The following is a 13914-nucleotide window of genomic DNA, read 5'->3' on the forward strand; positions in this document are numbered from 1 at the left end:
CTTTTCGTTCGCATTAAGTACTATTTTATCACTGCGATAGAAAAAAACAAAACCCGTGCCATAAGGCACGGGGAGTAGAATTTCCATTTTTGATGTCAGTTTTCACACCAATTCAAAACTTCCTGAACATCTATTGTGGCTAAGGCAATATGGTTGTCCGCTGCTCCGTAATAGACAAAATATTTTCCTCCAAATTCAACCATGGCATCACTAAATACGACATTTGGAACTCCTCCAAAGATCTCCCAATCTTCCTTTGGTTCAAGAATTGGTTGTTCGCTTCTTTTAAGAACAACCCGGGGGTCGTTCAAATCAAGCAATATAAAACCAAGTCTATATACAGGCCTTTCACTTTTCTCAACACCATGGTACAGTAAGAGCCATCCATACGGTGTCTTCAAAGGTGGCGCACCGGCACCAATTTTAAGATTGTCCCAGTAATCTGGCCTTGGCTTGGCTATGCTGACGAAATTATTCCAGTGGACCAGATCGTCTGAATAAGCTATCCAGATATCTGGTTCTATTCTATGCAACATTACATATTTTCCATCTATCTTTTCTGGGAACAATGCGGCATCTTTGTTGTTCATATCCGGCAAAACCACGTTATACCTTTTCCAGGTTATAAAGTTCTTTGTCGATGCCAATGACACACGCGTCCCTCTGGGAGAATAGGCTGTGTAAACCATATAATACTCCTCGCCAATTTTGGTAATTCTCGGATCTTCTACACCGTACAATTCCCATTGAGAAGCAGGTTTAAATACTGGTTTTTCCAATCTGTTGAAATTCACGCCATCAATACTTACAGCATAACCCAGTCTTGATACCATATCTTCTCCTTGAGCCCTGTAAATCATGTGGAACAGTTCGCCATCAAAAACAACAGCGCAGTTGAAGACAAATTTGTTTTCCCATCCATGGTAAGAAACAGGACTCAATAATGGATTTGCTGGGTGTCTTAAGAGTTTCAACTCCATTGATATACCTCCTCTATTTGAATGACATCGAGATTCCTTGAAGGAAATATTTTCTCAACAACAAAAATATTAAAACCATAGGCATCATTTGTAAAACAGAACCGGCAAATATTGGTCCGACATAACTTGCGTACTCATGATTGAAGGCAGCAAGTAATACAGAAAGTGGCATTTTGTTATAGTCTTTTATCACCATCAAAGGCCAGAGAAAGTTGTCCCATATTCCTATGAATGTAAACAATCCAACGATTGATGCAGTTGATCTGCTGAGTGGTAGCATCACTCTCAAAACTATCCAGATGCGATTCGCACCATCTATTTTTGCCGCATCTATGTAATCGTCAGGTATAGATTTAAAAGATTGACTGAACATGAAAACACCCCATGCACTTACCAGGCTTGGAACAATCAAAGCACTGTATGTATTTAGCATCCCGAGATTTTTCATCAGCACAAATAAAGGTATCAGGAACATAAACCCGGGAAAGAGCATCTGGTATATTATGAAATTAAATGTATATCTGCTCAACCTGAATCTAACTTTTGATATGGCAAAACCAATGAAGGCAGATGTTATCACTACGGAAAATGTTACGGTACTCGAGATGAATATGCTGTTCATCAATGCCTTTACGAAGGGTCTTCCTATCTTTTCAGACATGAAGAAAATAAATCTATAGTGCTCAAGGGTGAAGTTTGAAGGAATAAATGTCGTAAATATTTCTCTGGCGGGTTTAAAAGATGAAAAAACGAGCCAGAAGTATGGATATATCCAAACCACAGCCAATAAAAGCATCACAACGTGCAGAACAACTGAGGCAGATCTTTTTTTTCTCATTGAAAACTCACTTCCCTCTCAAAGATGCGGCGAATCAGCATTACTATGCCATAACTCATAAAAGCTGTCACTATTGCAACAGTGGTTGCATACGAGGGGTTAATCCTTCTGAACGCTGTGTCGTACATATATATTAGAAAAGTGGTTGTTTTTTGCATTGGACCGCCACCTGTTATCATATAAGGTTCCGTGAAAATTCCAAAGGTGAGTGTTATAACCAGAACGAGCACAGTAATCAACGATGGATTTATCAGAGGAAGTGTTATTCGCCAGAATATCGTTCTGCGATTCGCACCGTCTAACTGTGCTGCTTCGAATAAATTTTTTGGAATTGCTTGAAGTCCCGCGTATAATATCAATCCATAGTAACCAATAAATTTCCAGCATATCATCAAGCAAATCGAGAATATTGCAAGCTGTGGATCACTGAACCATGGAATAGTTTTTCCAAATACCAAATAGACCAATCTATTAATTGGCCCATTTACAGAAAACAGGTTTGAAAACATTATTGAGTAGGCCACTCCAGATGAAACATTTGCCACTAAAAACGAAAGCACGATAAAGGTTTTGAAGTACTTTATTTTATTCAATGCAAGAGCAAATAGTAAAGATGATATCAAAACCATTGGCACTAAGTAAGCAAGAAAGTTAAGCGTATTCAAAACAATTCTTAAAAATGTGGGGTCCTGAAAAATTCTAACGAAATTTGCAAAACCTGTAATTTTTGGTTTTCCAAAAAAGTTCCATTTCGAGAATGCAAGCATTACCATCCAAACAAAAGGATAACCCCAGAAAACGGCAGTATATCCAAAATAAGTACATATAACACCAGTTGCAAATATTTTATCTTTACTTTTCAAAGAAGGCACAGTCATCACCCTTCTTAGCTTAGAAAATTATCTTATTAACTTCTTTTACTGCGGTTGTCAGGGCATCGTTTGGCGATTTTTTCAGATACATCAATGGCTCAATCAAGTGAATGGTCATGGCATTTTGAACATCTATGGTTTCGCCCAGAAGTGCAGGTGGTACTGCATACCCTACAGCTTCGGCATATGCTTTGAAAAATTCATCTGACATGTATTTCGTGAAAGCCGGGTTTTCAGCAAGGTCTTCTCTTGCAGGTGGCATTTTCGTTTTTTCAATCCACATAACGTCGTGTTCTACCTTAGAAAATACCCAGGAGATAAATTCAAAGGCAGCCTTCTTATCTTTGCATGTCTCATATATCACTAAGCCTTTTGTATCAGCAAAAGTGTAAATTGGTTTTCCTTCCGGAAAATCATCAGGAACAGGTGGGGGAGAAATCCACATGTGCTCCATTACATCTGGAAAAGTTTCCCTTGCCCAATTAATTTCCCATGGGCCAGTTATTTTACCCAGAACGACACCCATATACAGTGGATTTGTACCAAGTTCTACGGCTGTATAACCATTCTCAAACATTTTGTATATGAACTCAGCTACTTTTAAACCATATTCGTCATTGAAAACTGCTTTCTTTTTTCCAATGTCTATATAGTTTTTCCCATTGCTTGCGGCGTAGTAATATGTTATGAAATCGAACCAGCGGTCCCACCAGTTCCGGCCAGCTATCACCTGGACACCGTATTTTTCACTCGGTACAGTGAACTTCTGGCTGATTTCATAAATTTCACTGTAAGTTCTTGGTGGTTTACTATAGCCAAGTTGACTTAGAAGATCTCCCCGCCACCAGAAAAGCATTGGGTTTGAATAAATTGGTATGACATAATAATGACCGTTGTACTGCCATTTTTCAATTATATTTTTCATTTTTCTGCTCTCAACCATTTTCCAGAAATCATCGCCAAATGAATCAAGTGGATATATTGCGCCAATTTCAGCAAGCTGGGCTGCGAATCCACTAAAGATGTTTTCGGATATATCTGGTGCGTTTCCTGCGGCTATGGCTGTTAGAATTGCTTCTTCAGAACTTGCCGCTGCGGGAATAACAGCCAGTTCTATCTCTATATCGGGCCTAACTGTTTTCCACTCTTCAACTATAGCCTTCCAGAATTCCTCCTGTAATGGGTTGGGAGCAGTCCAGAAAACAAGTTTTACACCAAAAGTAGTAATAATTGAGCAGAGAATGAGAATTGTTAATAGTTTTTTCATTTTTCCCCTCCTTCCTCAAATTGATGAATCCCGCTTAACGAACATCGTGTACAAACACAATCTAAACGGGTGATGACTGTGCCCCATTAATAGTTCATAAAGCCTTTTAACAGCATTGAAACCCATTTCGTACTTTTGAACCCTCAGGGTAGAAAGCGATTCTGCTTCAGCTTGAGGGATGTCATCAAAACCTACCACGCTAATTTCTTCCGGTATCCTATATTTCCACTCTCTCAACTTGCGCAGTACTTTTATAGCAATGATATCGTTGGAGCAGAGTATTACTTCTGGTTTCCTGTCCCTTAGAATTTTTCTCAATACTGGTTCTACCTCTTCATTCAAATCATCATATTCGTAACAAATGGGTAGCAAAGAATGTTTTTGCATGGCAGCAATGTATCCAGTATATCGGTCTTTAAATCCATAGTATTTGAGTGGCCCATGTAAGTGGATAATGTTCTTTATTCCTTTGTTGATGAATCTCTCGGTTACGCGAAAAATACCATCATAGCCATCACTCAAGATACAGTCAATTCCCAACCCATCTATGTAATGGTCGACGAGAACGATTTTTCCCATTTTTTCCAATGGTTTGATTTGTTCTTCGCTTGCATCACTTCCGATTATTAGGTAGCCGTCAAAATTTTTCTGTGGTATTCTTTCTAACATAACAACAGTTGTATTAAAGCGGAAGAACTCTTCATTATCATTTATTGAACTGAGCACAACATCGTAAAAAACACCAACTTCGCTCGCTAACAAATTTGCGATCCTCTGGCTTATTACAACTGCCACGTGGAATAATCTTTTGCTGGCGAGTGCACGTGCAGAAATCTGCGGTTTATAACCAAGTTTTCTCATTGCTTGCCATACTTTAAGACGTGTTTTTTCCGAAACATATCCACTATTATTTAGCACTCTTGAAACTGTGGCTGTCGAAACTCTTGCCATTTTAGCCACTTCTTCGATAGTTGCCATCTTATCACCTCGTTGTGTAATCCTTTTCATATTTATTATACATTTCACAGATATTATTTCAATTAACGTAATATATAACAAAACAGAGCAATCTTAAGCCAGAACAAGAATGGGTTTTATAATAAGCTTTATATAGAATATATTTAGACTTGTCGGGTTTTTTACCCGCTTTAGTGAATGGAATATTTATATGTAATCGTTTCCATAAAAACCTCAAAAATTATACAATGCAATAACGAAAGGCCGTCAGAGAGTCATAGTGGTTGATTTTTATCTAATTGGTTTTTGCTGCGTATTCGAAGTATGAATTTGACCGAGCACAATAGCAATAATCCAATAAGAGTTCCAAAAATTGCACCTGATATATCTATCATGACATCGTTTATTGAAGACCCACGCTGAAAAAATTGCTGGCTATATTCATCAAAAGAAGCAACTAAGGAAGGTAATGATATGCCTATCAAAAGAGCAGATAGAAGTTTTCTGGTATAAAGAAAACCGAATTCAAAAGAAATAATACCCAGAAAAAAATAAAGTCCAAAGTGAGCACTTTTCCTAACAAACTCAATAGTTGTGGCTCTATATTTACCAAACCAGAGAATAGTGAAAAATTTTCTCAATTTAATAAACAATTCTGTGTCTGAAAAATCAAAAGTTCTGTCCAATTTCTTCAATATGTTGTAAGCAAAATTTGCCTGTCTTGCCGATTCATCTGGAAACCTTGTGGAAAAATAGAATATCAATCCAATCCACAAAGTGAACGCCACGAAAAAAATTATCGATAGCCATTTTCTCAAGCTCTCACTTCCATTACTGCTTGGTTAGGGCATTCTCTAAAGCTTTAAGTAAAGCCTTGGTGCTTACAGTGGCACCAGTCACGGCATCTATTCTTAGAGATTGGTTTTTCAAAACTCTACTGATTACTTCATCGTTTAACTGCTTGTACGCATTCATGTCTATGAACCCAGATTTCTTATTGAGAATCTCTATGTTCTTTATTTCCCCGCCGGATACAATTACCCTAACCATGTACTGCCATCGTCCACTTGCATACTGCCCAAGATATTCTCCATCTTTGATCTGGGATAAATCTATATCTTTGATCTCTATTTTCTTGATCTGGTTCATACCCCTGTTGAAAATTAACACGAACAAGGTAGCTGAGATCAAAACACAGACTATCACCATTATAACAATTTTGAAAAAACGCCTCATGACGAATCACCTCACAGAGTATGGTTTCTCACAAAATAGCTGACCAGAACTGTTAAAAGAGCTATCAATAGGACTGTGCAAAAGGTCTTTGACAAAACCTTTCTTTCCTCCTTGCATAGACTTTTTGAAAATGAAATGTATACTCTTTCGTTATTGTCAATTGTACGAGAAAAGCAACGATAATCAACAAGGCAGGTAAAGAAGCGAGAAAACTATTTTCCACAAGACAGGTATTTGAAAAAACGGCGGCTGTGCCGCCGCTCGTTCTTTCTCAAATTATTCCCTTATCGCCAATATTTGTGCACATACTCCCTCATTCTCAAGCACACTGTTGTCTGATGTTCCGCCGACAATAATTGTGTACATACCCGGTTCTACAATCCATTCATGAACAGTTTCATCAAAATAAGCTAAGTCCCTACTGTCAATTACAAATGTTATCTGTTCGGATTCTCCGGGGTTTAGTAACTTTGTTTTTGCAAACCCTTTGAGCTCTTTGTAAGGTCTTGCAATCGAACTGTCATTTGCTCTCACATAGAGTTGAACTACTTCCTTACCAGCCATTTCACCAATATTTCTTACTGATACTGTGACCGTTATTTTCTCATTTTTGTTTGAAATATTGAATATCTTATTGCTCAATAATATTGATTCGTAGCTGAACTTTGTATAGGAAAGCCCATAACCAAATGGATACTTGACTTTTTCTGGATGTAAATCATAATAACGATATCCAACATATATATCTTCACTATAGGTCATTTCAACAGTATCTGTTTTTGGCATAGTCCCATACGTTGGTGCATACTCGTATTTCACCGGCCAGCTGTCAACCAGTTTTCCTGATGGGTTAGTCTTTCCAACTAATATATCTGTTACAGCAGTAGCCCCATAGGTTCCAGGAAGTCCGATATAAAGAATTGCATCCACATAATCATCCCAGTCATCGACTTCGATTGGCAAAGCAACATTCAACAGAACTACAACCTTTTTTCCTAAGTCGTGATATGCTTCAGAAACATTTCGAATCATACCAAACTCTTCCTCTGTTAATTTCATGCTTTCGGGTGTGTTATCTGCTCCTTCTGTTCCAGGTCTGCCAATCAATATAAGAGCAACATCGGAATTTTCAGCTGCATAGATAGCATCTTTCTTACTCATTTTCTCACCGAGGTAATCTCCATTTTCTGTTTTTTGAAGAACATTTAATCCGCCAGATGTCAAAGCTTCAACAAGGGTGACAACTTCCTCAAAATCTACAACAACAGCCGCGCTGCCTCCTCCTTCAAAGTACATTCCTTTTATAGGACTTCCCCACCCTGATGGCAATTCTGATTTGTAGGCTAATTGACCTATTAAAGCAACTGTGTTTACATCTTTCAAAGGTAACGTATAGTCATTTTTGAGGAGAACAATGCCTTCCAATGCCGCTTCTTTTGACAGTGCAGCATGCTTGTTCGCTAAGGAAGGATCGAGTTTCTGTCGGGCTGCGAATACAGATTTATCGTATATCTGTTTTTTGAAAGTATCGGTTTTGATTACAATCTTCAAAATAGCTGCTATAGCTCTATCAAGATCTTTTTGCGAAATTATTCCTTGATTTATGGCTTCTTTCAAACTATCCGGTCCTGGGAGCCGTGTTTCACCACCCGGTGTGTTCAAATCAAAACCATATTTGTAGGCAACGGGATTGTGGTAAGCACCCCAATCTGACATGAGTAGGCCTTTGAATCCGAAAACATCTTTCAGCATTTTGTTGAGGTATTCATTCTCTGTACACCAGGTCCCGTTGACCTTGTTGTATGCGCCCATGGCAGCCCAGGGATCTGCTTCTTCAATAGCTATCTCATAACCACGCAGGTATATTTCTCTGAGAGCTCTTTCAGAGATTATTTCATTGATATTCATTCTGTTGTTTTCCGCATTGTTGGCGGCGTAATGCTTCATTGTGGCTCCAACACCGTTTTCTTGTAGTCCTTTTATCCATGCGGCGGCTATCTTGCCTGTAACGTGTGGATCTTCTGAGTAATATTCAAAAACACGGCCACCCAGTGGGTCTCTATGAATGTTCATGCCTGGCCCAAGCATAATATCAATGCCGTAGTATTTTGCCTCACTGGCAATAGCCGCACCTATTTTTTCAACAATTTCTTCATTCCAGGTTGAAGCAAGCATCATAGGATTTGGCCACGCAGTTGCTTCATGGCCGCCGCTTCCCAACATTCCCAAACGAAGCCCGGCAGGTCCATCAGCAAGTTCCATGCTTGTTATACCAAGTCTTGGTATTGCATAAGTATTACCTGCTGCCCCAAGTTGAGAAGTTGCAGCGCCCCAAACCATGCGGACTTTTTCATCAAGCGTCATTTCCAAGATGACTTTCTCAATCACGTAATCAATGTTAGCATTTGGTTTCAACACATCTGTCAATAAGATCAAGTTGGGGTTTTCTCTGTACTCAAATGTTGCAACATAGCTATCCGGTGATCCATCATCTTTTACTGCTATTGCTTTAATCACATTTAATTTTCCTCTTTCAAGAATTATAGGATCTGTATATTTATTGCTATGGCGTGTTGGTTCGCTTCCATCAGTGGTGTAATATATTGTTGCTCCTGGCGTGGTAGTTGAAAGGACTATTTTTTCAGGAAGTTGTTTCCATTCTCCAGCACCAGGAGAAACCTTTGGTGCCATAACTCGTATCAAATAATTATAAGTAACAACATCGCTTGGTTCCATTCCATTTTTGACCGCAGCTACCTTCAAAGTCATAGAAGTATTGATGTTTATGTACCACCTTAAAGTTCGGCGTGTACTGGAAGTTAATGGATCAGTTCCGTCTGTTGTGTAATATACAACTGCACCGGGCGTTTCAACATTCACAAAAGCAAATTGAGGAAAATCATATGTCCCGCTCTCAACCGAGACTATTGGCGTTGACACCTTTTCAGCACTGAATGAAACAGTAGCTATGAACACCAATAAGAAAATCCAGACTTTTTTTCCCACAATCAACACCTCCTGGCTATTTAATAGAGATTTAGTAAATTTTCACCTCCTTCTGTAAAGGTTGTCCCCAACGCAGGGCACTTAAATAATGTTTTGATTATTTATCTTTCTGAAAAAGATTTATTTCTAACGTAGATTAAATTAAAGTTTACATAAAAAAGCAAATATAAATATGCTCGGAAACAAATTGTTTTGAAATATATATCGTGGGATTACCTTAATATAATTTCTTTTCGAACATTTTTGTATATTTTCTAAGAATATCTACGTTTTTTAATCTTTCCCCGGTTATCGGTATTTATCTGTAACAAGATTTCAGTGTGTAATCCGGATCAATCAGGTTTTTCCTGTTCAATTTGTGAAAATTGAAGAAACAGGGAGAAATCTGGAGCTAAATGGAGAACACTCGCATATTTTGCACTTTGAAATCAGATTTTGTGGAAGATGAGACTGTAAAAGAAGTAAACTCCAGTTGCTTTTATATGTTAAATCTGCTTTAGTATATCCAGGAAAATCTTTTTTAGAAAGATATTTTACAGCTGAGATATGTCAGGGGAGTGTCTATATGTCGAGTTCAAAAAAGATCGATCCCAGGAGTATGAAAAGACTTAATAAACAGTTGATTTTACGGCATTTGATTGAGCGTGGACCTCGCAGTCGAATAGAATTGGTAGCAATGACTGGACTGGCTAATAGTGCTATTTGGAGAATAACTGAAGAACTGATTCAGGAGGGATTGATTGAACAAAAAGGGTATTTTATGAGAACCAATACAAAGAGGGCATCCGTTTATGGTCCAACGAAGGCTTTTGCAACTTCTTTGATAATAGATGTTCAGGTTTTACAGACAACGGTTGCCCTTGGTTTTCTGGATGGAAGTTGGGAGATAATAAGCAGTTTTCCAACAAATGGTTTTGAAGAGTTTCTGAATAATATTGATTCAATAATGAATTCAAAACTTTTTGATGAGAGGCTGAGAAAGGGAAAAACAAGAATGGTTTTTTCGCTCCCGGGCATCGTTGATGGCAAAAATTGCACATTGCTGTACGCCCCAAATCTGAAATGGCACAACGTAGATTTCCGAGAGCATTTTGCCAGATATGGCTTTGAGATCCTGATTGATAACGATTCTAATTTATCTCTACTTGGTGAATCATTTTTTGCGAAAGATATTAAGAATTCTAACAACGCTTTCTTTTTTTATCTCGGTGAAGGTGTTGGAGGAGCTTTATTGATAAATTCAAATATTGTTAAGGGCAGTAATTTTGCAGCTGGCGAGATTGGTCATTCTATTTTAATGGTGAAAAATACAATTTTTGAAGTTGAAGAACTGCTTTCAATTTCAAAACTGGTAAGTATGTTTGAGCAAACAACCGGTGAGAACTTAGAAGGAAGCTTAAAGGAAAGATTTGATGCAATTGTGAGATTTTGGCTCGCTGGAGATAAAACAACACACCAGCTTATAGATGATTTTCTGAAAAATCTTGTTATAACGATCAGAAATATTGGATATTTCATGAATCCCGAAATAATTGTATTTGGGGGAGCAGTTAGCAATCTTTGGGAAACCTTTGGTTCTTTTATTGAAAAAGAGCTTCTGCAAATAGATATTTATGGATTTTTAAGGAACATAAAATTTAGAGACACAATTTTCAAGAGTGTTTCGCCATCTCTTCCAGGTTGCAATATTACAGCGATAAACAAAATTCTGGAGGATATGAATAATGCTTAACTTTTTAAAAGGGGAGGTGTTTGTATGTTTCGTAAGATGTCTTTGCTTGTAGTAATGCTTTTAGCAGTTGCAGTTTTCGCGGCAAAAATTGAGATTTTCAGCTGGTGGACAGCTGGTGGGGAAGCAGAAGGGTTGCAGGAGCTGTTCAACATTTTTAGCAAAGCAAATCCGGGTGTAGAGATCATCAACGCAACGGTTGCTGGGGGTGCTGGTGCTCAAGCTAAAGCCGTTCTCAAAACAAGAATGCTTGGAGGAGATCCACCAGATACCTTCCAGGTACATGCTGGACACGAACTTATTGACACGTGGGTGAAAACAGGATTCATGGAACCTATTACCTTCCTCTACAAGCAGGAAGGCTGGGACAAAGCAATGCCAAAAGGCATTCTTGATATTGTTTCTTACAACGGCGAGTTGTGGTCAGTCCCTGTCAATATTCACAGAGCAAATGTACTGTGGTACAACAAAGCAATTTTCGACAAATACGGTTTGAAACCACCAACAACTTTCGAAGAATTCTTCCAGGTTGCGGACGTTCTCAAATCTCACGGAGTCATACCATTTGCACTTGGAACAAAAGATGGATGGGAAGCAGCTCATGCTTTTGAGACAGTTTTGATAGGTAAACTCGGTGCAGAAGGCTACAAAGGTTTGTGGACAGGAGAGACGAAATGGTCTGATCCGCGAGTTACTGATGCGCTTGAAACCTTTGCAAAAATGCTAACCTATGTGAACCCAGACCATTCTGCCAGAACCTGGGACGAAGCCTGTGCGTTAATTGCCGAAGGAAAAGCTGCAATGAATATAATGGGTGACTGGGCAGTTGGATATTTTTATGCAAAGAACTTCAAAGATTTTGGCTGGACTCTGGCACCTGGCAATGCAGGAATTTTTGATGCTCTGTCTGACAGCTTTGGCTTGCCTAAGGGTGCAAAAAATAGAGATACTGTGATAGCTTTCCTCAAAGTTCTTGGGTCAAAAGAGGGTCAGGTGGCGTTCAATCTTAAAAAAGGATCCATACCGGCAAGAACAGATGTTGACAAAAGTTTATTTCCTGAGTATCAGAGATCCGCTATGGATGATTGGCTAAAACATGAAATTGTTCCAAGTGTTATGCACGGAGCGGCAGCTTCGGAAGGATGGGTAACTGAATTCAAAGATGTTATATCTCTGTTTGTCGCCCGCCCAGATGTAAAGGTAACGCAAAAAGCTCTGATAAATATTGCTATTTCGCAAGGTGTTGCACAGTAAAAACGGGGAGGCTCTCCTCCCCGCTTCTTAAAGCGGAGGTATTCACTATGAAAAAAGATAAACTTATATCCATACTTTTTGTTCTTCCTTCTCTTGTTCTTGTTGGGATTTTTGTTTACATTTTTATAGGATGGACTTCATGGGTATCTCTTGTAAACTGGAGAGATATTTTCCCTGATTTCACTTTTGTTGGATTGCAGAACTACGGCCGATTGTTTCAAAATTTTCGATTCGTCACGTCGCTTAAAAACACAGCGGTTTTCACTGTTTTATTTCTTGTTTCGAGTATTTTTATTGGGTTATTGTTAGCCATTTTACTGGACAGAAAAGTGCGATTTGAAGGGGTTTTTAGAACAATTTATTTATTTCCAATGGCTATTTCTTTTGTAGTAACAGGCGTGGTGTGGAGGTGGATACTTAATCCTGGACCCGGTGGAGAAAGTGTAGGATTGAATTTGCTGTTTGAGAAGATAGGATTATCTTTTTTGAAAAGTGGATGGTATACTGATCCAAATATAGGAATTAAAGCAGTTGTTATAGCGGCAACCTGGCAGATGTCGGGTTATGTTATGGCTATGTATTTAGCAGGAATAAGGGGAATACCGTCAGAATTGTACGAGGCTGCACAACTTGATGGTGCAAACACTTTCCAACTTTACAGACATATTGTTATACCTCTTTTAAGACCTATAACTCTGGGTGCTGTTATCATACTTGGCCATATTTCTTTGAAAATTTTTGATCTGGTTTTTGCAATGACTGGTAGTGGCATTGGTTTTTCTTGCGATGTTCCCGCACTTTTTATGTATGATACTACTTTTAGAGGAAATTACTTTTCTCAGGGTGCTTCTGTTGCTGTGATCCTCCTGCTATCAGTTGCAGTACTGGTTGTGCCATATTTAATATACAGTATGAGAACGGAGGTAAGAAGATGAAATTACCGAGAATTCTCTTATATGCTGTTCTGATACTATTTGCGCTTTTCTACTTAATGCCTGTTTATGTTCTTTTTACCACAAGTATGAAAAGCTTCCAAGAAGTTAGCCTGAAAGATATGTGGAACCTTCCGAAATCTCTAAGCTTTCAAAGTTTTGCCCGAGCATGGAAAGGTGATCCATCGCGCGGATTGAGAGGACTTTCTGTGAATTTTATGAACAGTATTTACTTGGTTGTGCCTGCAACATTAATATCCGCTCTGCTTGGTTCGATGAATGGTTATGTGCTCACTAAATGGAAATTTAAAGGGTCAAATTTAATTTTCGCACTGATTTTGTTTGGTATGTTTATACCATATCAGAGTATCCTTATACCTCTTGTCCAATTTCTACAAAAAACAAAACTTTATGGATCAATACCCGGGTTGATATTTGTTCATTGTGTTTACGGTCTCCCGATAACAACGCTGATTTTCAGAAATTACTATTCTACAATTCCATCAGACATAGTAGAGGCAGCAAAAATTGACGGAGCTGGCTTTGCAAAGATATATGCAAAAATAATTGTTCCGGTTTCTATGCCAGCATTTGCAGTGGTCATGATCTGGCAATTTACATCCATCTGGAATGATTTTCTTTTCGGATTAATTGTCACGCCGAACCCATCTGTGCAACCAATAACCGTGGCTTTAAATAATCTCGCCGGAAGTTATTTCGTTGAATGGAATATACAAATGGCTGGCGCCTTGATAACTGCGCTGCCGACATTGCTTGTATACATTTTTCTCGGTCGCTTTTTCATGCGCGGTTTACTTGCAGGTAGTTTAGCTGGAACATAAA

Annotated in this window: 12 protein-coding genes; 4 read left to right on the top strand and 8 right to left on the bottom strand. The window is 38.6% G+C overall.

All coding sequences use genetic code 11. The features are described 5' to 3' along the window. Positions 1-95: 95 nt before the first annotated feature. The 8 genes from TEL01S_RS05190 to TEL01S_RS05225 form a co-directional block, all read right to left on the bottom strand. Positions 96-980, bottom strand: a complete 885-nt coding sequence (locus TEL01S_RS05190) for a glycoside hydrolase family 130 protein (protein ID WP_012003076.1) — start codon at positions 978-980, stop codon at positions 96-98. Between the two features lie 13 nt (positions 981-993). Beyond that, entirely contained in the window at positions 994-1818 is an 825-nt protein-coding gene (locus tag TEL01S_RS05195; RefSeq protein WP_012003077.1) for a carbohydrate ABC transporter permease, read from the bottom strand. Continuing rightward, positions 1815-2690, bottom strand: coding sequence for a carbohydrate ABC transporter permease (locus TEL01S_RS05200; RefSeq protein WP_012003078.1), 876 nt, complete (start codon positions 2688-2690; stop codon positions 1815-1817). The genes TEL01S_RS05195 and TEL01S_RS05200 overlap by 4 nt, the downstream gene beginning before the upstream one ends. Positions 2691-2709: 19 nt before the next feature. After that, on the bottom strand, positions 2710-3957 hold the full coding sequence (locus tag TEL01S_RS05205) for an ABC transporter substrate-binding protein (protein WP_012003079.1): 1248 nt from the start codon (positions 3955-3957) through the stop codon (positions 2710-2712). 15 nt (positions 3958-3972) lie between these two features. Next, positions 3973-4935, bottom strand: coding sequence for a LacI family DNA-binding transcriptional regulator (locus tag TEL01S_RS05210; protein WP_012003080.1), 963 nt, complete (start codon positions 4933-4935; stop codon positions 3973-3975). A gap of 254 nt (positions 4936-5189) precedes the next feature. Beyond that, positions 5190-5732 (bottom strand): VanZ family protein, encoded by a 543-nt coding sequence (locus TEL01S_RS05215; protein ID WP_012003081.1) that lies wholly within the window; start codon positions 5730-5732, stop codon positions 5190-5192. 13 nt (positions 5733-5745) lie between these two features. Next, positions 5746-6150 (bottom strand): FMN-binding protein, encoded by a 405-nt coding sequence (locus TEL01S_RS05220; protein ID WP_012003082.1) that lies wholly within the window; start codon positions 6148-6150, stop codon positions 5746-5748. Positions 6151-6426: 276 nt separating this feature from the next. Then, the gene (locus tag TEL01S_RS05225; RefSeq protein WP_161632311.1) at positions 6427-9156 is read right to left on the bottom strand and encodes a glycoside hydrolase family 3 C-terminal domain-containing protein; all 2730 of its coding nucleotides are present in this window, start codon (positions 9154-9156) and stop codon (positions 6427-6429) included. A 565-nt stretch (positions 9157-9721) separates the two neighbouring features. On the opposite strand from TEL01S_RS05225, the gene TEL01S_RS05230 reads away from it, so the two are divergent. Genes TEL01S_RS05230 through TEL01S_RS05245 form a run of 4 tightly spaced genes read left to right on the top strand, consistent with a single transcriptional unit; the run spans position 9722 to position 13913 of the window. Then, positions 9722-10888, top strand: coding sequence for an ROK family transcriptional regulator (locus tag TEL01S_RS05230; RefSeq protein ID WP_012003084.1), 1167 nt, complete (start codon positions 9722-9724; stop codon positions 10886-10888). Positions 10889-10912: 24 nt separating this feature from the next. Beyond that, positions 10913-12139 carry an ABC transporter substrate-binding protein gene (locus tag TEL01S_RS05235; protein ID WP_012003085.1) on the top strand — a complete coding sequence of 409 codons (1227 nt, stop codon included), beginning with the start codon at positions 10913-10915 and terminating at the stop codon, positions 12137-12139. Positions 12140-12186: 47 nt separating this feature from the next. Beyond that, complete coding sequence (locus TEL01S_RS05240) at positions 12187-13074, top strand: carbohydrate ABC transporter permease (protein ID WP_028843206.1); 888 nt, start codon at positions 12187-12189, stop codon at positions 13072-13074. Further along, the gene (locus tag TEL01S_RS05245; protein ID WP_012003086.1) at positions 13071-13913 is read left to right on the top strand and encodes a carbohydrate ABC transporter permease; all 843 of its coding nucleotides are present in this window, start codon (positions 13071-13073) and stop codon (positions 13911-13913) included. Before TEL01S_RS05240 ends, TEL01S_RS05245 begins: the two co-directional genes overlap by 4 nt. Position 13914 lies beyond the last annotated feature (1 nt).

This window comes from Pseudothermotoga elfii DSM 9442 = NBRC 107921, assembly GCF_000504085.1.
In the GTDB taxonomy this organism is placed as follows: Bacteria; Thermotogota; Thermotogae; order Thermotogales; family DSM-5069; genus Pseudothermotoga_B; species Pseudothermotoga_B elfii.